This window comes from Pleomorphomonas diazotrophica (assembly GCF_002844595.1).
In the GTDB taxonomy this organism is placed as follows: Bacteria; Pseudomonadota; Alphaproteobacteria; order Rhizobiales; family Pleomorphomonadaceae; genus Pleomorphomonas; species Pleomorphomonas diazotrophica.
This window is the reverse complement of the sequence record NZ_PJNW01000011.1, coordinates 192,681-215,829: the sequence shown is the minus strand read 5'-3', so window position 1 is coordinate 215,829 and position 23,149 is coordinate 192,681. Positions and strand designations below refer to the sequence as shown.

General features: G+C 64.4%; 23 protein-coding genes. 12 read left to right on the top strand and 11 right to left on the bottom strand.

The features are described from left to right. Nucleotides 1-124 precede the first annotated feature (124 nt). On the top strand, nt 125-619 hold the full coding sequence (gene secB, locus CXZ10_RS14375) for a protein-export chaperone SecB (protein WP_101290031.1): 495 nt from the start codon (nt 125-127) through the stop codon (nt 617-619). Nucleotides 620-689: 70 nt separating this feature from the next. Here the strand turns inward: secB and CXZ10_RS14370 are convergent, their stop codons facing one another. Next, nucleotides 690-1,460, bottom strand: coding sequence for a carbon-nitrogen hydrolase family protein (locus CXZ10_RS14370; RefSeq protein ID WP_101290030.1), 771 nt, complete (start codon nt 1,458-1,460; stop codon nt 690-692). A 203-nt stretch (nt 1,461-1,663) separates the two neighbouring features. Here CXZ10_RS14370 and CXZ10_RS14365 point away from each other — a divergent pair, with 203 nt between their 5' ends. Continuing rightward, complete coding sequence (locus CXZ10_RS14365; protein WP_101290029.1) at nt 1,664-2,992, top strand: NAD(P)/FAD-dependent oxidoreductase; 1,329 nt, start codon at nt 1,664-1,666, stop codon at nt 2,990-2,992. 5 nt (nt 2,993-2,997) lie between these two features. On the opposite strand, the gene hemW is transcribed toward CXZ10_RS14365, so the two are convergent. The 3 genes from hemW to rph are packed head-to-tail and all read right to left on the bottom strand — an operon-like array spanning nt 2,998 to nt 5,604. After that, nucleotides 2,998-4,200, bottom strand: a complete 1,203-nt coding sequence (gene hemW / locus CXZ10_RS14360; RefSeq protein WP_101290028.1) for a radical SAM family heme chaperone HemW — start codon at nt 4,198-4,200, stop codon at nt 2,998-3,000. Nucleotides 4,201-4,204: 4 nt separating this feature from the next. Continuing rightward, a complete protein-coding gene (locus CXZ10_RS14355; protein ID WP_101290027.1) occupies nt 4,205-4,870 on the bottom strand; it encodes a non-canonical purine NTP pyrophosphatase in 666 nt (221 codons plus the stop codon). Between the two features lie 11 nt (nt 4,871-4,881). After that, the gene (gene rph / locus CXZ10_RS14350) at nt 4,882-5,604 is read right to left on the bottom strand and encodes a ribonuclease PH (protein WP_101290026.1); all 723 of its coding nucleotides are present in this window, start codon (nt 5,602-5,604) and stop codon (nt 4,882-4,884) included. 94 nt (nt 5,605-5,698) lie between these two features. Here rph and CXZ10_RS14345 point away from each other — a divergent pair, with 94 nt between their 5' ends. After that, entirely contained in the window at nt 5,699-6,877 is a 1,179-nt protein-coding gene (locus tag CXZ10_RS14345; RefSeq protein ID WP_101290025.1) for a class I SAM-dependent methyltransferase, read from the top strand. A 3-nt stretch (nt 6,878-6,880) separates the two neighbouring features. Further along, nucleotides 6,881-7,708, top strand: coding sequence for a TrmH family RNA methyltransferase (locus CXZ10_RS14340; RefSeq protein WP_101290024.1), 828 nt, complete (start codon nt 6,881-6,883; stop codon nt 7,706-7,708). On the opposite strand, the gene CXZ10_RS14335 is transcribed toward CXZ10_RS14340, so the two are convergent. Continuing rightward, entirely contained in the window at nt 7,705-8,223 is a 519-nt protein-coding gene (locus CXZ10_RS14335) for a GNAT family N-acetyltransferase (RefSeq protein ID WP_101290023.1), read from the bottom strand. The two genes, CXZ10_RS14340 and CXZ10_RS14335, sit on opposite strands and share 4 nt — an antisense overlap. 1 nt (nt 8,224) lies before the next feature. Then, complete coding sequence (locus CXZ10_RS14330) at nt 8,225-8,791, bottom strand: helix-turn-helix domain-containing protein (RefSeq protein WP_101290022.1); 567 nt, start codon at nt 8,789-8,791, stop codon at nt 8,225-8,227. Nucleotides 8,792-8,937: 146 nt separating this feature from the next. Between CXZ10_RS14330 and CXZ10_RS14325 the strand changes: the two genes are divergently transcribed. The 3 genes from CXZ10_RS14325 (at nt 8,938) to CXZ10_RS14315 (ending at nt 11,574) form a co-directional block, all read left to right on the top strand. Further along, on the top strand, nt 8,938-10,473 hold the full coding sequence (locus CXZ10_RS14325) for a YifB family Mg chelatase-like AAA ATPase (protein WP_101290021.1): 1,536 nt from the start codon (nt 8,938-8,940) through the stop codon (nt 10,471-10,473). Nucleotides 10,474-10,687: 214 nt separating this feature from the next. Next, nucleotides 10,688-11,011: an ArsR/SmtB family transcription factor gene (locus CXZ10_RS14320; protein WP_101290020.1), complete on the top strand. Its 324-nt coding sequence runs from the start codon at nt 10,688-10,690 to the stop codon at nt 11,009-11,011. Then, on the top strand, nt 11,008-11,574 hold the full coding sequence (locus tag CXZ10_RS14315; RefSeq protein WP_244617163.1) for an SRPBCC family protein: 567 nt from the start codon (nt 11,008-11,010) through the stop codon (nt 11,572-11,574). The genes CXZ10_RS14320 and CXZ10_RS14315 overlap by 4 nt, the downstream gene beginning before the upstream one ends. Before the next feature lie 189 nt (nt 11,575-11,763). On the opposite strand, the gene CXZ10_RS14310 is transcribed toward CXZ10_RS14315, so the two are convergent. Continuing rightward, nucleotides 11,764-12,087, bottom strand: a complete 324-nt coding sequence (locus CXZ10_RS14310) for an ArsR/SmtB family transcription factor (protein WP_101290018.1) — start codon at nt 12,085-12,087, stop codon at nt 11,764-11,766. A 114-nt stretch (nt 12,088-12,201) separates the two neighbouring features. Here CXZ10_RS14310 and CXZ10_RS14305 point away from each other — a divergent pair, with 114 nt between their 5' ends. From CXZ10_RS14305 to CXZ10_RS14290, 4 genes are all read left to right on the top strand, one after another. Further along, complete coding sequence (locus CXZ10_RS14305; protein WP_101290017.1) at nt 12,202-12,843, top strand: dihydrofolate reductase family protein; 642 nt, start codon at nt 12,202-12,204, stop codon at nt 12,841-12,843. A 115-nt stretch (nt 12,844-12,958) separates the two neighbouring features. Next, entirely contained in the window at nt 12,959-13,702 is a 744-nt protein-coding gene (locus CXZ10_RS14300; protein ID WP_101290016.1) for a nucleoside/nucleotide kinase family protein, read from the top strand. An 18-nt stretch (nt 13,703-13,720) separates the two neighbouring features. Next, nucleotides 13,721-14,113 (top strand): magnesium chelatase subunit ChlI family protein, encoded by a 393-nt coding sequence (locus tag CXZ10_RS21915; RefSeq protein ID WP_280178921.1) that lies wholly within the window; start codon nt 13,721-13,723, stop codon nt 14,111-14,113. A 158-nt stretch (nt 14,114-14,271) separates the two neighbouring features. Then, nucleotides 14,272-16,731, top strand: a complete 2,460-nt coding sequence (locus CXZ10_RS14290; protein WP_101290014.1) for an ATP-binding protein — start codon at nt 14,272-14,274, stop codon at nt 16,729-16,731. 83 nt (nt 16,732-16,814) lie between these two features. Here the strand turns inward: CXZ10_RS14290 and CXZ10_RS14285 are convergent, their stop codons facing one another. The 3 genes from CXZ10_RS14285 to CXZ10_RS14275 all read right to left on the bottom strand — a co-directional run bounded on the left by CXZ10_RS14285 (nt 16,815) and on the right by CXZ10_RS14275 (nt 20,516). Continuing rightward, on the bottom strand, nt 16,815-17,783 hold the full coding sequence (locus CXZ10_RS14285; RefSeq protein ID WP_101290013.1) for an ABC transporter permease: 969 nt from the start codon (nt 17,781-17,783) through the stop codon (nt 16,815-16,817). A 28-nt stretch (nt 17,784-17,811) separates the two neighbouring features. Beyond that, on the bottom strand, nt 17,812-19,344 hold the full coding sequence (locus CXZ10_RS14280) for a sugar ABC transporter ATP-binding protein (RefSeq protein WP_101290012.1): 1,533 nt from the start codon (nt 19,342-19,344) through the stop codon (nt 17,812-17,814). Nucleotides 19,345-19,529: 185 nt separating this feature from the next. Beyond that, the gene (locus CXZ10_RS14275; RefSeq protein ID WP_101290011.1) at nt 19,530-20,516 is read right to left on the bottom strand and encodes an ABC transporter substrate-binding protein; all 987 of its coding nucleotides are present in this window, start codon (nt 20,514-20,516) and stop codon (nt 19,530-19,532) included. A gap of 794 nt (nt 20,517-21,310) precedes the next feature. Here CXZ10_RS14275 and CXZ10_RS14270 point away from each other — a divergent pair. Beyond that, nucleotides 21,311-22,198, top strand: a complete 888-nt coding sequence (locus tag CXZ10_RS14270; RefSeq protein WP_101290010.1) for a GntR family transcriptional regulator — start codon at nt 21,311-21,313, stop codon at nt 22,196-22,198. A 14-nt stretch (nt 22,199-22,212) separates the two neighbouring features. On the opposite strand, the gene CXZ10_RS14265 is transcribed toward CXZ10_RS14270, so the two are convergent. Beyond that, the gene (locus tag CXZ10_RS14265; protein WP_101290128.1) at nt 22,213-23,055 is read right to left on the bottom strand and encodes a fumarylacetoacetate hydrolase family protein; all 843 of its coding nucleotides are present in this window, start codon (nt 23,053-23,055) and stop codon (nt 22,213-22,215) included. Nucleotides 23,056-23,149: the final 94 nt, after the last annotated feature.

Genomic DNA, 23,149 nt, shown 5'->3' with positions numbered 1-23,149 from the left:
AGCCTGATAGCGCTCGGACCCGCAGGAAAACCGGGAAACGGCCACCAACAGCCGCCGGTTCCAACAAAACAACGGGTCATCCTTGTGGGCGCTGGTGCCCCGGCTGGCCGGAGGAGTGCGGAGAATGAGTTCGGTTCAGCCCGAAAACGGGGCCGCTGAAGCCCAGCCGTCGATGAGCGTCGTCGCCCAGTACGTCAAGGACCTGTCCTTTGAAAACCCGAAGGCGCCTGACAGCCTCAGGGCTCGCGAAGCCGCGCCGCAGATTTCCATCGGCGTCAACGTGAATTCGCGCCAGCGCAGCCAGAGCGACTACGAGATCGAGCTGCATCTCGAGGCCAAGGCGGCGATCGGTGAGGAAGTGGTCTTCAACGTCGAACTGACCTACGGCGGCCTCGTCACCGTGCAGAACGTGCCGGCGCAGCACCTGCATCCTTACGTCAACATCGAGGGGCCGCGCCTTCTGTTCCCCTTTGCTCGCCAGATCATCGCCGATGCCGTCATCCGTGGCGGCTTCCCGCCGCTGCTGATCGACCCGATCGATTTTGTCGCTCTTTATCAGCAGTATCTCGCTCGCCTGCAGCAGATGCAGCAGCAGCAGGGCGCCGCTGCCGCCAACTGAGGCGGACGCTGGCTGGATTTCGCGACGGCGCGTTCCGCAAGGGCGCGCCGTTTGCATGTTGGCCTCTCCATCAGGCTTTGAGATCGGACAGATAGGTATTTTCGGCGCGCGAGCGGGCATAGGTTTCGGGGACGATCGGCGCGAACAGCAGCGCCTCGTCTCGGCCGCTCGGCGCGGCGAGAATAGCGCCGTCAGGCGCGGCGATGCGGGTGAGGCCGGCATAGGCGAAATCGCCATCCCGGCCGCAGTTGTCGACATAGGCGACGAAGACCTGATTCTCGAAGGCGCGCACGGCGATCATGTGCGCGGCGATGAAATCGCCCGACCCGCCGGCCGGCAGGGCCGTCGGCACCAGCACCGCGTCGGCACCGGCCTTCGCCAGACGGCGAACATTTTCAGGGAATTCAATATCATAGCAAATGAGAAGGCCGAAGTTCAGCCCCTCGTGGCGGAAAAGTTGGGCCGACGGTGGCGCAGCTCGGAACCAACGCTTCTCATAGGGACCGTAGAGGTGGCTCTTGCGGTAGACCGTCCGGCTGTCGCCGGCAACGAACAGCGCGCTGTTGTAGACCGCGTCGCCGTCGCGTTCGGCAAATCCCGCAACGATGCCCAGGGAGTGCCGCCGGGCGATGGTTGCGACGCTTTCGACGAGCGAGCCATCGGGCGGTTCCGCAAGAAGCGGCAGATCCGGTCCCGTGCCATAACCGACAAGACCGAGTTCCGGCGTTACCAGAAGGCGGGCACCACCGGCCGCCGCCTCGCCGGCAGCCCTGTCCAGCCGGTCTAGGTTGGCGGCGACATCGGACGGTCGGGATCGCATCTGCAAGGCGGCGAGAAGCATCGGCAGCTCCACGGAAGAAGGTGAGCCAGCGAGGCATACAGGCGGGGAAAGCCTGGCTCAAGCCGCTGCGGTCCGCAGAGCAAAAAATGCTCCGATTACAGGCGTCTTTGGCGTCCTGACGGACTGGATCGCTCCCGGTTTTGGCTTAAAACGGTAGCGACGCTACCGGCGGTGACCGGTGCCTTCCGAGGAGTTTGAAAAAGATGGGTCCGCAGGTCGATCCCGTTCCGTCCGACATCGCCATGCCGAAGGAGGCCGACGTCGTCATTGTCGGCGGTGGCATCATCGGCACCACGTCGGCTCTCTATCTGGCCGAGCGGGGCCTCAAGGTGGCGCTCCTCGAGAAAGGCCATGTCGGCGGCGAGCAGTCGAGCCGCAACTGGGGCTGGGTGCGGCAGGCCGACCGCGATCCGCGCGAGTTCGATCTGATCCGCGAGGCGCTTCGTCTATGGCGGGAAATGGGCGCCCATGGCGTTGGTAATCCCGGCTTCAGGGAGACGGGCATCTTCTTCGCCGCCCGCAAGGCCCGGGAGGTCGATGGCTACCGCGCCTGGGTGAAGGCGGCGGCCGAACATGGCATCGCTGCCGAAGTGATTGAAGGCGAGGCAGCCCGAGCCGTCATGAAGGACGATACTGCGCCGCCTCCGGCCGGTCTCTGGTGCCCGAGCGACGGCTGCGCAGAGCCGCAGAAGGCGGCGCCGGCTATCGCGCTCGCCGCTCGCGCCAAGGGCGCCATCATCGTCACCGATTGCGCGGTGCGCGGCCTCGAGACGGCATTGGGCGAGATCGTCTCGGTGGTTACCGAGCGCGGCGTCATCAAGACCAAGCGCGTGGTGCTCGCCGCCGGCGCCTGGTCGCGGCGGTTCCTGAAGGATCTCGGCGTCACGTTGCCGCAGCTCAAGATGCGCTCGACGGTGTCGCGTACCAATCCGGTGACGGGCGGACCCGATGCCGGCGTCTGGGACGACGTGATCGGCATCCGCAAGCGGGCCGATGGCGGCCTGACGGTGGCGAACGGCGTTGCCAATGTCGCCGACCTCACGCCCGACCATATCCGCTTTACCCTGGATTTCCTGCCGGCGCTGATGGCCGACTGGAAGCACGTGTCGCTCTCCTTCGGCTCGCGCTTCTTCCGCGAAATCGATGATTGGCCGACCAAGCCGCTCGACAAGACGTCGCCCTATGAGAAGACCCGCGTCCTCGATCCGAAACCCGACGTCCGCTTCCTGCGCCGCACCATGACCGAGCTGAAGCGGCGCTTCCCTTCGTTCAAGGAGACGCGCATCGTTCAGGCTTGGGCCGGTTATATCGACGTGACGCCCGACGTGGTGCCGGTGATCTCGGAAGTGGACGGGTTCTCGGGCCTCGTCGTCGCCACCGGCTTCTCAGGCCACGGCTTCGGTATCGGGCCAGGTGCCGGCTGGCTGGTCGCCGACCTCGTCACGGGGGCGACGCCCTTCGTCGATTCCAGGCATTTCCGTCTGTCGCGCTTCTCCGACGGGTCGAAGCCGAAGCCGGCTTCGCGACTGTAGAGGCCTTACGCGGCAAGATCGGCGACCACGGCATCCAGGACAAAGGCGCCGGCCGGTGTGGTGCGGATGCGGCCATCAGGTAGCACCTCCACCATGCCGTGGGTCACCAGGTCGGAAATCCGTGCCGGATCGAAACGCCGGCCGGATAGCCGCTGATACCGGGCCGCGTCGATACCCTCGACGAGGCGGAGACCCATCAGCAGCATTTCGTCACCGGCCGTTTCGCCGAAGATTTCTTCGGTCTCGATCACACTATGGCCGGTCTCGGCCACCCGCTTCATCCAGGCTTCCGGGTTGCGCTCGGCAATGGTGGCGAGGCGGCCGCGATCATCACCCTGGACGATTCGGCCATGGGCGCCCGGCCCGAGGCCGACATACTCGCCATAGCGCCAGTAGAGGAGATTGTGCCGGCTCTCGCCGCCCGGCGTGGCGTGGTTTGAAATCTCATAGGCCGGCAGGCCCGCCGCCCCGGCGACCGCTTGCGTCAGCTCGTAGAGGTCGGCCGCCGCGTCGGCATCGGGTACCACCAGCTTTCCGGCGGCGTGAAGCTTCTCGAAGGCGGTGTCCGGCTCGATGGTGAGTTGGTAGAGCGACAGATGATCGGCCGCAAAGCCGATGGCACGCCTCAGCTCCGCTTCCCAAGCTTCAAGGCTCTGGTCGGGCCGGGCGTAGATGAGGTCGAAGGACAGGCGAGGAAACGTCTCGCGCGCCAACTCAAGCGCCCGGAGCGCTTCGCCAACATTGTGCAGCCGCCCGAGGAATTTGAGATCGGCATCATTGAGCGCCTGCACGCCGAGCGACAGGCGGTTGACGCCGGCTGAGCGGTAACCCCGGAATCGCTCGGCTTCCACCGACGACGGATTGGCTTCAAGCGTGATCTCGGCATCGGCCGATATTTGCCAGTGACTGCCGATCAGTTCGAGGAGACGGCCGACGCTTTCGGGCTTCATCAGCGATGGCGTGCCGCCACCGAGGAAGACCGAGGTCACCGTACGGTTCGGCGTCAGGCGGGCATGGGCGGCGATCTCCCGCTCCATGGCCTGGAGATAGCCGGCCTCGTCGATGCCCTTGGGGCGGACGTGGCTGTTGAAGTCGCAATAGGGACACTTGCGGGCACAGAAGGGCCAATGGATATAGACGCCGAAACCGATGTCCGGCGTGCCCTCAATCGCTGCTTCCACACCTGAAAGAAGATCCCGCTCGCTCATCGGTTCAGCCCTGCGGTCCGAAGCCGATAGGGAAAGCGCCTTCGACCAGCAGCTTCAATGAGCGTGACCGGTGCGACAGGGGGCCTGGCGGACCCCAGATGGAGCCGTGCTTTTCAGCTTCGGTCATTTCGCCGAAGGTTCTGGTTTCGCCATCCGGCATGAAGACCGGGTCGTAGCCGTGGCCGAAGTCGCCCGAGCGCGGCGGCCAGACCAGCGTACCATCCCGCTTGCCAAGATACTCCTGGGTATGTCCATCCGGCCAGGCAAGACAAAGCAGCGACACGAAGGTGCCTTTTCGCTGCTCCGGCGTCGTGGCGCCCGCTTTGTATAGCTCTTCCTCGACGAGGCGCATGGCCATCGACCAGTCGCGGTTGGGTCCGGCCCAATCGGCGGTGTAAACCCCCGGCCGGCCGTCGAGCGCTTCGACACATAGCCCGGAATCGTCGGCAAGCGCCACTTCGCCGGCGGCGCGGGCGGCGGCCAACGCCTTGATGCGAGCGTTCTCAACAAAGGTCTGGCCATCTTCCACCGGCACCGGCAGGCCGAGATCGCCGGCCGACACCAGCTCGATGGAAAGGCCGCCCAGCAGGAAGTAGAACTCCCGGAGCTTGCCATTGTTGTGCGTCGCGACGATGAGACGCTTGCCGTCGATGCGGCGCTGTTCGGTCATATCAAGCCCCTTCAGGACGCGATGGCCGCTTTCTGCAGCTCGACCAGCTTGGCGATGCCGCCCTTGGCCAGCCCGAGCAACTGCTGCAGCTCGGCTTCGGAGAAGGGCGCGCCTTCGGCGGTACCCTGGATCTCGACGAGGCCGCCGGAGCCGGTGATCACGAAATTGGCGTCGGTCTCGGCCGAGGAGTCCTCGATATAGTCGAGGTCGAGCACCGGCACCCCGTCGGAAATGCCGCAGGAGATGGCGGCGACATGGTCGCGCAACACCTTGGCGTTGGCGGGCACCAGATTGCGTCGGCGCATCCATTCGATGGCATCATAGAGCGCCACGTAGGCGCCGGTGATCGAGGCGGTGCGGGTGCCGCCGTCGGCCTGGATCACGTCGCAGTCGATGACAATCTGCCGCTCGCCGAGAGCGATCAGGTCGACGACGGCACGCAGGCTGCGGCCGATCAGCCGCTGGATCTCCTGCGTGCGGCCGGACTGCTTGCCGGCCGCCGCCTCGCGCTTCATGCGCTCGCCGGTGGCACGCGGCAGCATACCGTATTCGGCGGTCACCCAGCCCTTGCCACCGCCCCTCAACCACGGCGGCACCTTCTCGTCCACCGAGGCGGTGACGAGCACGTGGGTGTCGCCGAATTTCACTAGACAGGAGCCTTCGGCATGGCGCGACACGCCGCGCTCGAGGCTGACGGGACGCAACTCGTCGGGAGCGCGACGGGACGGACGCATGATCTCTCCATAGATACTGGTCGCGAGGCGGCAGCCGCGCGAGGTTTGCGCCCTTGTATCCTTGTCGGGGAAGTCCCGTAAAGGGCGGCGATCAATGAACGGCCAGGAATGCGGCGCTTCATTCCGGCCGGGGGGCGTGTATAAGGGGCCGAAGTACCTTTCCTGCCGGACAACCGCCTTGGCCAAGCCACCCTTCCCCACCAAATCCTCCCCTCGCACTGGCCGCCCTGCCGCCCGCCGGCCTGAAAGACCCGGAGACGCGGCCAAGGTGGAGGCGCGCACTCAGGAGTTGCGCGGCCCAGCCCGCCCGTCGGGCGCCGCAACGCTCAAGCGCCCCATGCCCGCCGTGCTCGGACCGCGTATCGTCAGCGAGGAAGTTGGATCCCTGCTCGTCACCGAGGGTTGGGACGATTATCGCCTTCTCGACATGGGCGAGGGCGAGAAGCTCGAACGCTACGGCGCGCTGACGGTCATCCGGCCGGAGCCGCAGGCCATGGGACCACGACGGCTGGCGCCGTCGATCTGGGCCGCGGCCGGCGCCGCTTTCACCGGCGATATCGAAGAGGATGGTCCGGGCCGCTGGCGCACCGAGCCCGGCATCGGCACGGCCTGGGAAATGCGGGTGATGGATATCCCCGTCGTCTGCCAGCTGACCTCGTTCCGTCATGTTGGCATCTTCGCCGAGCAGATCGCCCACTGGACCTGGATGGTCGAGCGTCTCAAGGCCCATCGCGGCCCGGAAAAGCCGAGACTGCTCAACCTGTTCGGTTACACTGGCATCGCCTCGCTGATTGCCGCTCAGGCTGGCGCCGAGGTGACGCATGTCGACGCCTCCAAGAAGTCGGTCGCCTGGGGGCGGGAAAACCAGGCGCTCGCCGGCCTCGATGCGGCGCCGATCCGCTGGATCGTCGACGATGCCGTCAAGTTCGCCGAACGGGAGGTACGACGCGGCAAACGCTACGACGGCATCCTGCTCGACCCGCCGCGCTTCGGCCGCGGACCGGATGGCGAGGTCTGGTCGCTGGAAGCCGACCTGCCCTATCTCCTCGACCTGACGCGCCAGATTCTCGCGCCCGGTCCGTCCTTCATGGTGCTGACGGCCTACGCCATCCGCGCCTCCTTCCTGTCCATCCACGAGATTACGGCCGATCTCCTCGGCCACCGTGCCGGCACGCTGTCCTCGGGCGAACTCGCCGTGCGCGAAACCGGCGATCCGACACGGCCGGGCCGATTGCTCGCCACCTCGATGTTCTCACGTTTTCTCGGAGCCTGAGCCATGGCCGACAGGGAAAGGGCGCCTGGCGCCGTCCGGCAGATCACCTCGCTGACCAACCCGCTGGTCAAGGATATCCGGGCGCTCGCCATGAAGAAGGCGCGCGAGGAAACGGGCCGCTTCATCGGCGAGGGTCTGAAGCTCGTCACCGATGCTCTGGAAGAAAACTGGCCGATCGCCGCCATCGCCTATGCGCCGGCGGTGCGTGACCAGCCGCATGTCGCCAAGGCCGCCGCCGCCGTGCGGGCGCGTGGCGGCGACGTGCTGGAAATGGGCGAGGCGGTGCTCGCCAAGATCACCCATCGCGACAATCCGCAGATGGTGGTGGGCGTGTTCGGCCAGCGGTTGAAGCCACTGGCCGAGGTCAAGGTTGGTGAGGGCGAGGTCTGGGTGGCGCTCGAGCAGGTGCGCGACCCCGGCAATCTCGGCACCATCATCCGCACCGTGGATTCGGTGGGCGCCAAGGGCGTCATCCTGGTTGGCGAGACCTGCGATCCCTTCTCCTTCGAGACAGTGCGCGCCACCATGGGCTCGCTGTTCCATGTGCCGCTGGTCAAAACCGGCCGTGACGCCTTCCTCGCCTGGGCGAAGGGAGCGGGCGTTCGCCTCGTCGGCACGCATCTCAAGGCGACGCACGACTATCGCAAGATCGAGAGCCGCGCGCCGACGGTGCTGGTGATGGGCAACGAGCAGGCCGGCATGACCGAGGACATGACTAGGGCTTGCGACGTTCGCGTCAAGATCCCGATGGCCGGTCGTGCCGACAGCCTCAATCTGGCGGTGGCCACCGGCGTCATGCTCTACGAGCTCCGGCGCGGCCAGTTGAGCTAGGCCAACTCCTTGTAATAGTAGAGCGTGCCGGTGTAGCCGCCATGCGGCTTCAGCGCATAGTTCGGGATCTCGCCGGCGAGACGAAAGCCGCAACGCTCGTAGAGCGGCCCGGCGCCACCGTCGCTCGCCGTGTCCAGCACGATCAGCGTCCGTCCCTTGGCGCGGGCGATTTGCTCAGCAGCGCGGATCAACGCCGTAGCGACGCCGCGCCCACGGTGGCTTGGCCGCGTCATCATCTTGGCGAACTCCGCCCGATGAGGCTGGTTGGGCGGGCAGTCGAGCAGCAGAGTCAGCGTGCCCACCAGCATCCCGCCGTCGAAGGCCCCGAGCACGATGCGCTGCCCCTCGTCGGCCGCCGTCAGCGATCCACGCCAGAAAGCGCGTGCATCCTCCAAGGCGAATGGGTGCATGAAACTGACCGAACCGCCGCCGGCCACCGTCTCAACGATCAGCGCGGCCAGCGCATCGACGGTGGCGGCATTGAGACCGAGCGGGTGAATGGTGATGTCCGACATGTCAGCTCCTCGACAGCGCCACCACGTAGCGGGCCGGCGCATCGCTCTCGTTTGAAATGGTCACGTCGGCAGGCGGTCCGAAGCCGAGGCAGTCGCCGGCGGCGAGAACATGCCGACCGTCCGCGTCGCTGACGGTGAGCTCGCCCTCGATCAGCCAGACCACCTGCCGGATGAAGGCGTAGGAAGCCGCCGGCAGCACCGCGCTCTTCCCGGCGGGCATGGAGACCTCGACGATTTCAAGCGGATGGTCGGGACGGATGAAGACCTGCCGGCGGAGATAGCCGGTATCCGGGTCGCGCCAGACGGATTGATCCGACGCACGAACCAGCCGGTCGGCGCCGGCTTCGGCCCGCACCAGCAGGCTTGCGAGTGTCAGATCGAAGGCAGCCGCGAGACGGACCAGGATGCCGGCGGTCGGCGAGGCGTCGCCGCGCTCGATCTTGGAAATCGTCGCCTTGCCAACGCCGGAGCGGGCAGCAAGGTCGGCCAGCGACCAGCCACGTCCCTCGCGTTCAAGGCGGATGCGGGCGGCAAGCCGGGTGCTGGTTTCGTCTTCAAAAGTATCCATACGTCTCTTTTAAGAGACGAAAGGGTGAAAGGCAACAAGAAAGCAAGGCTTTCCCTGCGGGAACAAACGACCTTGCTTTGTTCTCTTCTCGTTCTTGACAGCGGCTCAAATGTCCGCTTAGGTTGCAGCGGCTCGGGAGCAATACGATGGTTGCGCACGTCAGAACCGTGTGTTTTCAGGGCGTCGAGGCGACGCCGGTCGACGTTCAGGTCCACATGGGGCCGGGCAAGGTGCTGTTCAACATTGTTGGTCTCGGCGACAAGGCAGTGACCGAGAGCCGCGAGCGCGTCCGCGCTGCGCTGGCCGCCTCCGGCCTCGCCCTGCCGGCCAAGCGCATCACGGTCAATCTGGCGCCCGCCGACTTGCCCAAGGAAGGCAGTCATTACGATCTGCCCATAGCGCTTGCCCTCATGGTGGCGATGGGCGCACTGCCGGGTGATGCCCTCACCGACTATGTCGTGCTCGGCGAGCTTTCGCTTGACGGGACCGTCGCACCGGTGGCCGGCGTGCTGCCGGCGGCAATCGCCGCCAATGCCGAAGGGCTGGGGTTGATGTGCCCGCGCGCCTCCGGACCGGAGGCGGCCTGGGCGGATGCCGAAATGCCGATCCTGGCGCCGATCAGCCTGATCGCCGTCGTCAATCACTTCAAGGGCACCCAGGTGCTGTCGCGGCCCGAACCGAAGGTGGCCGATGCCTTGGCGGCGCTGCCCGACCTCGCCGATGTCAAGGGCCAGGAGAGCGCGCGGCGGGCGCTGGAGGTGGCGGCAGCCGGCGGACACAATCTCATGATGGTCGGCCCGCCAGGGTCCGGCAAGTCGATGCTTGCGAGCCGTTTGCCCTCCATCCTGCCGGCGTTGAGGCCGCAGGAGCTCCTGGAAATCTCGATGATCGCCTCGATTGCCGGCACGCTCGCCGATGGGCGGCTTTCCGATCGGCGGCCGTTCCGCGCGCCGCACCATTCGGCGTCGATGGCGGCGCTGGTGGGTGGTGGCGTGCGGGCAAAACCGGGCGAGATCTCGCTGGCCCATCGCGGTGTGCTGTTCCTCGACGAACTGCCGGAGTTCAATCCGGCCGTGCTCGACAGCCTGCGCCAGCCGTTGGAAACCGGCGACGTGGTGATCGCCCGCGCCAACAACCGCGTCACCTATCCGGCCCGCTTCCAGCTCGTCGCCGCCATGAATCCTTGCCGCTGCGGCCTTGCCGGCACGCCGGGCCATACCTGTCGTCGCGGACCGGCCTGTGCCGCCGAGTATCAGGAACGCATCTCCGGCCCGCTGCTCGACCGCTTCGATCTCACCGTCGAGGTGCCCGCCGTGTCGGCATCCGACCTGATCGGCGCGCGTCGAAGCGGCGAGCCATCGTCGACGGTTGCCGCTCGCGTCGCGGCGGCGCGGGCCATTCAGTCCGATCGTTACGTCTCCCTCGGCCTCGATGCCTCGGTCACCAATGCCACGGCGCCGGCCGCCGTGATCGACGGCGTTGCCGAGCCCGACAGCGCCGGCCTTTCCCTGCTGAAACAAGCCGCTGAACGGCTGTCGCTCTCGGCGCGTGGCTATCATCGTGTGCTGAAAGTGGCCCGTACCCTCGCTGATCTCGACGGTGCGGATAACGTCAGCCGCCTGCATGTCGGCGAGGCCCTCGTCTATCGCACCGGCCCCGATCGGCGGGTGCGAGCGGCGTAACCGGCTCGCAGCGATCCGAGCGAAAGACAACCGGGCGTGGCGCGGCCGTCTGGCGGGCCGCACACTCAACCATTTGACACCGCTGCGTAAAAACTGGTCGGAGGTGGCGGCCCGCCCTCCCGCTCATGCCACTTGAGCGCATTCCGAATCCGCGCCACGCAATGTCATTAAACCAGGTGGTTGACCATGCTAGGTCGAGTCGATATAAAACCATATGGTTGAACGAAATCTCGATGCGACATTTACCGCTCTCGCCGATCCGACCCGCCGGGCAATGCTCGCGGCGCTATCGACCGGCGAGAAATCGATCGGAGAGCTTGCGGCGCCACACGCGATGAGCTTCGCGGGAGCTTCCAAGCATGTCGGCGTTCTGGTTCGCGCCGGCTTGGTTCGACGCCGCAAGGTAGGACGTCAGCAAGTCTGTACATTGGAAGCCGCCCCCCTTCGGGATGCCGAGGAATGGTTGCATCGCTGGGAAGGCTTCTGGACGCGCAGACTGGACGCCCTGGAAGCTGCCTTGAGGGACAAGCCCCAGTGAAGGGTACCTTCCCTCGCGACCAGCATCAGGAGGACACGGATTTGGCCGACCACATATCGACGTCCAAGCTTGTCCTGGAACGCCATTTCGACGCTTCCATCGAAAGGGTCTGGCAGTTCATTGTCGACCCGGATCTCCGGGCGCGCTGGTTCATGGCGGCGCCCGACGACCTGCGTCCCGAGGGTACCATCGGGCTCACCATGGATCACGACCGGTTGTCGGATCAGGTGGTTCCCACGCCATCGCAGTACCGTGACTTCATCGGCCAAAGCTGGACAGAACGCATACTGGCCTTCGAGCCGCCGCATCGCATGGTGTTCACCTGGGAACAAGGCGCGGCCGGAGAGGTCGAGATATGTCTTCTTGCCGAAGGTGCCGGCACGCGACTGGTCCTGACCCATTCGCGGCTGCGCGGCCGCGAGGATGCCATCGACTTCGGTAGCGGTTGGCACTCGCACCTCGCCGCACTTGCTCGGCGGATCGCCGGCGAGGGCGTCGCGGATTTCTGGGCACTGGTCTCGGAGGGAAAGCGTGCGATGACAGACGCACTCGACGGCAAGTAGGAACTTTCTCCTGGACGAAACATGGGAATCTAGGGTGCCATTGCATGCCGGAGCGAGACGGTCGCCTTCTATCGGGATAGTGTCGGCTTGGACGTCGTGCGCCAACTCGAAGCAAGCATCGGTTTTCGCTTTGGCGGAGTGACGCTTTGGATCAAGCAGGTCCTCGAACGGTATCGTTATCGGTTCCCTTCATATCCGGTCGAGGTAGCGTTCCAGCCGATCGAGCCGCTCCTCAGCATGCCGGCGCTCATTAGCCATCCAGTCTGCCGCCTCGTCGAAACGCTCCGGCACCAGCCGGCACCAGCGGCTCCGTCCGCGCTTTTCACTGACGATCAGACCACACTCCTCCAGCACCCTAAGATGCTGCGCAAAAGAGGGCAGGGCCATATCGTATGGTTCCGCCAGCTTGGTCACCGGCAGTTCGCCATCGCGCAACTGCGATATTACCGCGCGCCGCGTCGGGTCGCTCAGGGCGTGAAAGGCTAAATCCAACGGGCTCGAATGGTACGGCATGGCCGAGGCCTAACCCCACCCGTTTGCCCCGTCAATATAAAAAGGCACTTGCCTCACTGTCAGCGCCATAATATGAAGGTAACTACCTTAGTAATCCCGTTTGGGAGCTTATCCATGATTGTTCGCGTCGACCTGATGATTTCGCTCGATGGCTTCGCCACCACCACCGATATCACCCCTGAAAAGCCCTTCGGTGACGATTGGGGACGGCTCACTGCTTCCTATGTCGCCACCCGCACTTTCCGCGAGCGCGTCTTCCATGACAATTCTGGGGCTGGCACCACAGGCCTCGATGATGCCTACGCACTCGCTTATTTCGAGAACACCGGAGCCGAGATTATGGGCGCCGGCAAGTTCGGCCTCCATAACTACCCCGACGATCCGGACTGGAAGGGCTGGTGGGGCGACGAGCCGCCCTTCCACTGCCCGGTTTTCGTGCTCACTCACAACCCGCGGCCCACGTTTAAGCTTTCCGACACGACCTTTCATTTCATCGATGCCAACATCGAAGACGCGATGGCCCAGGCCACGGCCGCCGCCGGTGGTAAGGACGTTCGCATCGGCGGCGGCCCCACCACCGTACGAGCTTTCCTCGAGGCAGATCTTGTTGATCACCTGCACGTCGCCATCGCGCCGATCGTGCTTGGTAGTGGCGTCCGCCTGTGGGACAACCAGCGAGGCCTCGAAACCCGTCTGCCCACGGTTAAGTCCGAGGTCGCCGAGAGCGGCACCATTCACCTGACTTTCGCGCGCTGAGATCACCGGCGAGGTGAAAGTCTCCACCTCACCATCATAGGTGGCTTCGCCACGGCCCTGAGGGCCACTCCAACCTCACAGCATAACGTCGAGCCACGCAGTTCCAGGATCAGTAATGGTATTCACTGAGCTATTTGTGCGCTCGAAGTCGACATGGCAGCAGCCATTCCCGGCAAAAAACTGGGCGGTACGATCAACCCTGCTCGCACAATTGGCCCGCTGCATCTCGCGCACGTCAGGTCAACGTTTGAGAATCGGCATCGACGGGCGGACCGGCGCGGGAAAAACCAGTTTTGGCCACGAGATTGCTCAGCATCTTGCACAACTTGGACGTCCGGCGTTCAGAGCCTGCCTGGACGATTTCAAGAAGTCCTGGAACGACGGTCATCTGTATGATCGGTCAACTGGTGAGGGTTACTATCGAAATGCGTACGATTACCAGGCTGTTCGGAGCCTTCTTCTCAATCCCTTAGGACCTGCAGGAAGCGGAAATTGCTCCCTCTGCAGCATCGATCCCATTACGCAGACAGACTACTCTAAAGAGTCAATCTATATTCCTCCCAATGGGGTACTGGTTGTTGACGGAGTCTTCGGCTTCCGCCCCGAACTTGTTGGCCTCTGGGAGGTGAGAATCTGGCTCGAAGCGGAGAGAGAAGAGGCATTCAAACGCGGTACTGAGCGCGACGCTGGTCAAGGAGTGACGCTTCGCAGAGTTCATGATGTGCACAAAAGCCGCTACGAAGCCGCTGACGATATCTACATCCAGGAAGTGAACCCAGCGGTTTGTGCTGACATTGTGGTCGACAACACGGAGCTGGCCGCGCCAAAGCTTGTGAGGCTGTGCAAACGGCTCGGCTGATCTGTCCAAATTCGGTGGGTGCATGGATTCGCAACTGTCCCGACAGGTTCACCAAGGCACCTGCCGCCAACTCTGCGGCTTCTTCAGCGGCACGGCCTTGCGCGCGGCAGATGGACCTGGCCCGCCTTGGTCAGTGCCAGTTCTCGCGTTGTTCGGTTCAGTAGACGAACCCTTAGCTGCGATTTGAGCGCACTTATCTCTGGCCGGCGCCGCGAGCCGGACAGAGCCGACCTTTCCTTGCTGAAACAGGCCGCTGAACGGCTGTCGCTCTCGGCGCGTGGCTATCATCGTGTACTGAGAGTGGCCCGCGCCCTCGCCGGTCTCGACGGCGCGGCTGAAGTCAGCTGCCTGCATGTCGGCGAGGCGCTCGCCTATCGCACCGGCCCCGATCGGCGGGCGCGAGCCGCGTGATCGAAAGGCATCGGACGGAAAAGCTCATATTTCGCCAAGCCATCAACCGATTGGCAACCTTGCCGGCCTAGCCTTCGCATGCCCCGTCGAAAGCGGCGGGGTGGGCGCATTCCCCCGCCGGGAGCGTCGCAGGATCGCGCCGCACCTCCGGGACGGACATGACCAACCAACCGCATAGCTCGTCCGACGACGCCTCGTCGCCACACCCGTCTGCCGGCCGGTTGCGCCTGTCGCGTCGCCGGTGGCGTCGTGCTCTGTTCATCAGTGCGGCGGCGCTGGCACTGACCGCTGCCGCCGGAACCGTTCTCGTGTCGCTTGCTGCGTCGCCGGCGCTTGTTGTTGCCATCGGCGCTGCCCTGTTAGGCGCCGGCCTGTTTGAAGCGGGTCGCCGCTCGGCCCGCCGCGCCCTCGGTCGCCTTTATGATGCCGCCATCGGCCCGACCGATGAGGGCGAAGGGCTCGGCGACCTCGTCATCTGTCGCGATGACGCCGGCCGGATCACCTCCACCAACACGGCCACGACCGCACGCCTCGGCCAGTCGCCGGGCGCGTTCATCGGCCTGGATTTCTCAACCTTTGCCGCTGATCTGGCCGCCGGCGACCTGTTCGTCGCGTCCGATGTGGTGGCAAGCGACGTGCATCAGCCGCGCGCCGACCCTTGGCAGCAACTGCGCCGCCGGCTGACGGCGCTCGCCGCTCTGTCCGGCCATGGTGCGGGTGAGCAGAGCATAAACGGGCTCTTGGGCGACATCCGTATCGAGACGGTCGACGGCCCCCGCTGGTTCTCCTTCTCGGAGGCGCCGATCGTCGAGGACGGCAGGGTGACCGGAACCCGCACCCTTGGCCGCGACATTACCGAGCGCAAGGCCATCGAGGCGGCGCTCGAAAAGACCCGCGACGAGGCCGAGGCGGCGAGCGCCGCCAAGAGCCGCTTCCTTGCCATGGTCAGCCACGAAATCCGAACGCCGCTCAATGGCATCCTGGGCATGACCGCGCTGATGCAGAAGACGCCGCTGTCGGCCGAGCAACGGACCTATGCCCGCGCCATCGAAACGTCCGGCGAGGCTTTGCTTACGCTGATCGAAGATCTTCTGGACTTCTCCAAGATCGAGGCGGGGCGGCTGAGCCTGCAGCTTGAACCGACCTCGCTTGCCACCATCGTCGAGGACCTCGTCGAACTGATGGCGCCGCGTGCCGAGATGAAAGGCATCGAGCTTGCCGCCTATATCGACCCTCGGCTCGATCGCCTTGTTCAGGCCGATCCAATCCGCGTCCGTCAGGTACTGTTCAACCTGGCCGGCAACGGCATCAAGTTTACGGCCGAGGGCGGTGTTGCCATCGAACTGCAGATGACGAACGAAGAGGATGGCGCGGTTGGTGTCTCCTTTCTGGTTCGCGACACCGGTATCGGTATCGCCGAAGCCGACCAGCAGCGCATCTTCGGCGAGTTTGAGCAGGCCGATCCCGGCCCGGCCCGCTCCCATGGCGGCACCGGTCTCGGCCTTGCCATTGCCCGCGAGCTGACCCGCCTGATGGGCGGTGACATTCGTTTGATATCGACGCCCGGCGAGGGGGCAAGTTTCAGCTTTGCCTTGCGCTTTCCGCTGGCAGAGGCGGGCATGCCTATCGCCATCCCGACGCAGACGGCTCCGGTGGAGACGGCAGACATCGCCGAGGTTCCGTCTTCCAGCGATGCGGTTGGGGCGCGTGCCGCTCTGGCGCTGCTCACCGCCAGCTTTGCGGCAAAGGGCGACGCGCCGCTTCCGGCGCCATCGGTCTCTCCGCCGACCGATCGGCGTTTCGCCGGCCGACGCATCCTTGTGGTGTCGCACGCGCTCATCGAGGGACCGTTCCTCATTCGTCGCCTGTTCGATGCCGGCGCCGACGTGACGCTGGCAACCCAGAAGGACATCGAGCAGGAGGTGGTCGGATCCTGGCAGCCGGATGCCGTTCTCATCGACGCCGCCGCCGGCGACCCGCTCGCGGTCATCGAGCGCATCCGCGCCTTCTCGACGACACCGGTCGGCGTCCTGATCAGTGCCACCGAGCGGCCGATGCTGCCGGAGCTTCAGGCTGCCGGCTATGGTGCCTATCTGGTCAAGCCGGTCAGGGCACGCTCTCTTTCGGCGGTCATCGAAACACTGCTCGGCCATGGCCAATTCGCCGCCGCTGCCGAGCCGGTTCTCGCCGAACCGCCGTCGCCGCCCCATCGTCTCTCGGTTCTGCTTTGCGACGACAACGAGATCAACCTTCTGCTCGGCCGGGCACTGGTCGAGCGGGCCGGCCACGCCGTCACGCTGAGCGCCGATGGCCAGAAGGCGCTGACGGCCACCGCGGCCATGCTGTCGTCGGGCGGCGGCTTCGACGTGGTGCTGATGGACCTGCACATGCCGGAAATGGACGGCATCGAGGCGGCGCGGCGCATCCGCGCCATGATCGCCGACCGTGACGGTCGCCAGCCGGTGATCGCCGCGCTGACCGCCGACGCGCTGCCGGAGACGAGGGCGCGCTGTGAAGACGGCCTGTTCGACGCCTGGCTGTCGAAGCCGCTGCGGCCGGCCGACCTTGAGTCGCTTCTGGAGGCCAGCGCCAACGGCGAGGTCGCTCACGCCTCCTGAGTGGTCGAAAACGATCTGAAGACAAGAAAGAGGCGGGACCGTCGGGTCCCGCCTCCTTGCTTTGAACTATCCTCGTTCCGGTCTCAGCCGCGGCGGCGGCGCAACTGGTCGAAGTAGACGATCAGGATGATCAGGAGACCGGTGATGATGCGCTGCCAGAACGAGTTGACGTTCAGGAGGTTGGCGCCGTTGTTGATGGTGGCGAGGATGAAGGCGCCGATCAGCGGACCATGCACCGAACCGATGGCGCCGAACAGCGACGTACCACCGATCACCGAGGAGGCAATGGCTTGCAGCTCCCAGCCGTCGGCCTGCATGGCGTTGCCGACGCCGATGCGGGCGGCGAGCAGCAGGCCGACGAAGGCGGCGCAGGTCGAGGACAGGGTGTAGGCCAGGTAGACGGTCAGCTTGACGTTGACGCCGGAAAGGCGAGCCGCCTCCATGTTGGAGCCGACGGCGAAGATGTAGCGGCCGTAGCGGCTGTGGTGGAGGAAAATGTAGGCGGGTACGCCGACCAGGATCACCATCCAGAACAAGTTCGGCAAGCCCATGAAGTCGTTGCGCGAGAACTCGGTGAACGTGTCATTGACGATGTTGATGGTGGCACCGTTGGTGATCAGGAGGCCGATGCCGCGCAGCGACGTCAGCGTCGCCAGGGTGATGATGAACGGCGGCAGTCCCATCTGCACGATGCCGAAGCCATGGAACATGCCGATGGCCACGCCGACGCCCAGCGTGATGATCACCGTCGTCATGATAGAAAAGTCGTGGGTCAGCAGCCAGGCCGCGATGACGGTGCAAAAGCCGACCACCGCGCCGACGGACAGGTCGATGCCGGTGGTGATGATGACGAAGGTTTCGCCAACCGCCAGGATGGCGATCATGGCGCCCTGGCGCATCAGGTTCATAATGTTGGCTTCGGTCAGGAAGCTCTTGGTCGTCAGGCTTAAGACAATGCACATGGCAAGCAGAAGTCCCAGCAGCGTCAGGCCGAACAGCCAGTTGGCGCTGCTTTTGCGGGCGACCGTCGCCGTCTTGGTATCCGTGGACATGTATTTCTCCCCCGTGAACGCTCCCCGTTCACACACCGATCGCTTCGGACAGAATTTCCTCGTGGCTCGCCGTATGATAGGCGTGCCGGGCGACATCCTCGCCGCGCCGGAAGACGTGCAGCTCGTCAGCGAGCTCGTAGACTTCTGGCAGGTAGGACGAGATCAGGATGATGCCGGCCCCTTCGGCCAAGAGGCGCGCCAGCAGGCGATAGATCTCTGCCTTCGTGCCGACGTCGACGCCGACCGTCGGCTCATCGAAGATGAACAGCCGGGCACCGTGATTGAGCCACTTGCCAATGACGATCTTCTGCTGGTTGCCGCCTGATAGCGAGGACACCAGCGCGCCGCGGCCGGAGGTCTTCACCTGGAGGTCGGCGATCTGCCGATCTGCGCGCTGTCGATCCGCAGAGAACGGCACCAGGCCAGCCATGGTGATGTGCGGGAAAATCGGCAGGTTGAGGTTGAAGCCGACCGGAAGGTTGATGCAGAGGCCCTGGTCGCGGCGGCTTTCCGGCGCGAGCGCAATGCCGAGGTCCATCGCCTCGCGCTCGGAGCGGATGTCTACCTCTTTGCCCTGCCAGAAGATGCTGCCGCCGGTCTTGCGATGGCGGCCGAACAGCGACATCACGAACTCCGAACGACCGGCGCCGATCAGTCCATAGAGGCCGACGATCTGTCCGGCACGAACGCTGAGTGACACGTCGCGGAAGCCGGGACCGCTGAGGTTCTTCGTCTCGATCAGCACGTCGCCGGCCGGGAAGAACTCCTTGTGATAAATCTGCTCGAGCGAGCGGTTGATCATCAGCGAGATCAGCTCGGTCTCGTTGGTTTCCGCCGTCACGCGCGTGCCCACCAGCGTGCCGTCGCGCAGGATCGACACGCGGTCGGACAACTCGAACACTTCCTCGAGACGATGGCTGATATAGACGATGGTGACGCCACGCTCCTTGAGGCGGCGGATCAGCGCGAAGAGCTGTGCTGCTTCGGTACGCGTGAGGTAGGCGGTTGGCTCGTCGAAGATCAGGAAGCGGGTGCCGCGGATGGCGGCGCGAGCTGTGGCGATCAGCTGCTGCTGGCCGATCGTCAGATCGCCGAGCAACACATGCGCCGGCAGATCGAAGCCGAGGTCGTCGAGGATCGCCTGCGCCTTCCGCGTCATCTCACCCTTGCGAAGAAGGCCGAAGCCGACGGCCTCGTCGCCGAGGAACATGTTGGCGGCAACCGTCAGGTGACGGCAAAGCACCACCTCCTGGTGGACGGCGTTGATGCCGAACTCGATGGCTTCGTGCGGCGTGGCGAGCGCCACCGGCTGTCCTTCCCAGAACACCTCTCCGGAGGTACGGGTGATGACGCCGGTCAGGAGTTTGATGAGCGTCGACTTGCCTGCGCCATTCTCACCAACGATGGCGTGAATTTCGCCGCTGACGAAGGCGAGATCGGCTGGCTTCAACGCATGAGTGGCGCCGTAGCGCTTCTCGAGGCCGCGCAGCTCGAGAATGGGCACACTCGCGGTGGCGACGACGGCCTCGGCCGCCTGCCCGTGGGGATTGGTTCCGACCATGATCGACCCGCGTCAGTTGGAAATGCTGGGCATGCGGCCACAAGCGTGGCTACAGATGCCGACATCAGCCGGCACCGGCGGCGAGCCGCGGCTCGCTCGGCATGCAGGGACGCCGAAAAGGATGGCGTGGAGTTTCCGGCGCCCGGCCGACCCCGTATAGGGTTAGCCGGGCGCCGGAGCCTTGCTTACTTCACCTTGGGATACAGCAGTTCCTGGGCGCGCGGCTCGTTCATGTTGGCCGTGGTCACCAGATTGGCGCCGGTATCGACGAAGGCTTCGACCTTCTCCTTCTTGACGGCGGCGAGCGCCGTCTTGATGCCGTCGTAGCCCATGCGGTAGGGGTCCTGCACCACGAGCGCGTCGATCACGCCGTCCTTCAGGAAGCCGACCAGCTTGTCGTCATTGTCGAAGCCGATCAACCCAACCTTGTCGCCCATCTTGTTCTCGGCGATGGCCTGGCCGGCGCCCTGGGCGGCGATCAGGTTCGAGGCGAACACGCCCTTGAGGTCGGGATTGGCGGTCAACAGGTCGGTCATGATGTTGAGAGCGGTGGTCGCCTGACCGTCGCCGACCTTGTCGGCCACCAGCTTCAGGCCGGGATACTTGGCCGCCAGCTGTTCCTTGAAGCCCTGGGCGCGCTGCTCGAGCGAACCGGCGCCCGGCAGGTTGGTGATGAGGGCAACATCGCCTTCCACCTTGCCACCATTGGCGGCGCCGATGGCGGCGGCGAGACCGTCAGCGGCGATGCGACCGCCCTGGACGTTGTCGGTCGTCAGGAACGACGTGAAGGCCTTGGAGTCGGCACCCGAGTCGATGCCGATCACCGGAACGGACTTCGCGGCTTCATCGATCGGCTTGCCAAGCGCCTTGAACTCGGTCGGCGCGACGACGAGGGCGTTGGCACCCGAAGAAACGGCGTTTTCAATGATGGAGATCTGGCCGTTGATGTCGGCCTCGGACTGGGCGCCGAGCTCGGGCACGTTCACGCCGAGATCCGTGCCGGCCTTGCGGGCACCGGCCAGAACGATCTGCCAGTAGAAGGACGTGGTGTCCTTAACGATGATCGGAATCGTGTAGTCTTCCGCATGCGCGGCGACCGGGGCGACGGCCGACAGCGCGACGGCGCCAGCCAGCGCGACGAGCGTGCGACGTGTAATGCCAACAGCTTTCATGTTGCGATCCTCCCGAGATCAGCGTCGCCTTCAACAAAGGCCCGATCTTGCTCCTCAGCCATCGGACTTTATCGATAAAAAACAGCGACAGATGACAATTAGCCGAAACTCCTTTGCGACGCAAGGCCCACAGACCCGAGGCGACCGACCCTTTGGTCGACACCGCCCGCATTCCTCAATGCCGCCATCAAGCGAAGCTGGACAGGAGCTTCTTACCCCATTTCGCGCAAAAATGAAACGAACTTGTTTCAGCCTTTCGGGCATCCTCCATATTTTCTAATTCTCAGAACATTTCATAACGTTTCAATATCAACCAATACATTATAAATCAATATGTTATATGTAGACATCGACTTTTGTCGAATATCCAAGTTGGAACTCACGTTCTCGGTGTGGTACGTGAGGGAATATATATTCTGCCAAAAATGGTTTCAGCAGGCTGAACGAGACCGAGGCGGGACTCTTTTGATTGACGGCGTGGCCCGCGCAGCTCTTGCTTCGACGTCTTCATAACCATCGCGACCAAGTTGGGATGGATTGGCAACCCGTGCTACCGACCCTTGCGAAAGACTTGTTCCGTTTTGTGTTCTTTGTCGATAAAGTGCAGCCCGGCGCCGCCGCATCCGTCCGCCGCGCCCTGGCAGATCCGCTTCGGAGCGTCCGGCTAAAGCATCTGGCTGCCAGGGCTGGTTGCGGGCTTCCGCGTGGAGCTGCGGCAAGAAGTTGGGGTGCGGGTCGGTTCGATCCGCCGAGCCATGCCTTTCCGTGATCGGGCATGGTCATATGAGGTGCACATGCCGAAGCAGAACACCGTCTTCAAGGATGCCTACAACAGGTGTCTGCGGTTGCTGGTGGTAGGCGAGAGCTTGCCGTCCGAGCCCGAACTTTGCAATCTGCTTGGCGTTTCCCGGACAACGGTGCGCTCGATTCTGTCGCAAATGGTCGAGGCCGGCCTCATCGAGTGGAACAAGCGCTCCAAGGCGGTGCAGAGATCGCCCGTCAAGGCCGATTTCTTTCCCGAACACGAAACGAACTCGCTGTCCGAGGTGATCGAGCGCACCTTCATGAAGCGCATTTTGATTGGCGGCGGCGAACCGGGCATGCAGATAAACGAGCTGGAGCTGGCCCGCGAAATCGGTGTCGGGACAACATCAGTGCGGGAGTTTCTGATACGCTTCAGTCGCTTCGGTCTGATCGAGAAGCGGCCGAACAGCCACTGGGTGCTGAAGGGCTTCACCCGTCAGTTTGCGGAGGAACTGATCGACGTCCGCGAAATGTTCGAGCTGAAGTCGGCCGCCGCGTTCGTCAGCCTTCCCGCCGAGGATCCCGCCTGGGTCGAGCTTGAAGCCCTGCGTCGCGCTCATGTCGAGGTTCTCGCCGATATCGACAGCCGCTATCTCGAATTTTCCGAACTCGACGACCGCCTCCACCGGCTCATCCAGCAAGCCTCGGGCAATCGCTTCATCATCGACTTCTACGACATCATCGCCATCGTCTTCCACTATCATTACCAGTGGAACAAGGCGAACGCCCGCGAGCGTAACGGCAAGGCGATCCTTGAGCATCTTGACTATATCGAGGCCCTCAAGACGCGCCGGCCGGAGGCCGTCGAGGCCGCCTGCCGGCTGCATCTCTCATCGGCGCGCCTTTCGCTGATGCAATCGCTGTCAACCGCCGCTTGAGGGGACGGCATCGCTCAATAGAGCGCCACTTTCTGGTGCTGCTCGCCCAGCCCCTCGACGGTGAGGCGCAGCATATCGCCCGCCTTGAGAAACTCCGGCGGCTTACGGCCCATGCCGACGCCCGGCGGCGTGCCGGTGGTGATGACGTCGCCCGGATCGAGCTTGATGAAGCGGGATACGTAGGACACCAGCGTCCGGACGCCGAACACCATCGTCGCGGTGTTGCCGCGCTGGCGCGGCGCGCCGTTGAGGTCGAGCTCCATGGCAAGTTTCTGGACGTCGGTGATCTCGTCCGGCGTCACCAGCCATGGGCCGAGCGGGCCGAAGGTCGGGGCGCTCTTGCCCTTCAACCACTGGCCGGTGCCTTCCATCTGAAAGGCACGCTCGGATACGTCGTTGCACAACACAAAGCCCGCGATGTGGTCGAAGGCGCCGGCTTCCTCGACTTGCCATGCGGTCTCGCCGATGACGATCGCCAGCTCCACCTCCCAGTCCAGCTTTGTAGCTCCTGGGGGAATCAGAATGTCGTCGTTCGGGCCGACGATGCAGTTGGGCGCCTTGCTGAACAGCAGCGGCTCGGGTGGCACCGTGCCGCCGGTCTCGGCGGCATGGTCAGCATAGTTCATGCCGACGGCGATGAAGTTGCGCGTGCCGGCCACCGGCGCGCCGAGACGCGTTCCTTCCGCCACCAAGGGCAGGCTTTCCGGATCGATGGCGGCAAGCTTCGCAAGCGATGCCTTGGACAACGCAGCGCCGGAAAGATCGTCGATATGGGCGGAGAGATCGCGGTGGCGACCGGCAGCGTCGACAAGGCCCGGCTTCTCAGCGCCGACAGCGCCATGGCGAATGAACTTCATGAGGATCATCCCGTAAAACAAGCGGTATCCGCTTCTATCGCAGGATGGCCATGCCGGGAAGGCGCCAAACGATCTCTCCTGACGAGGGGGGAGT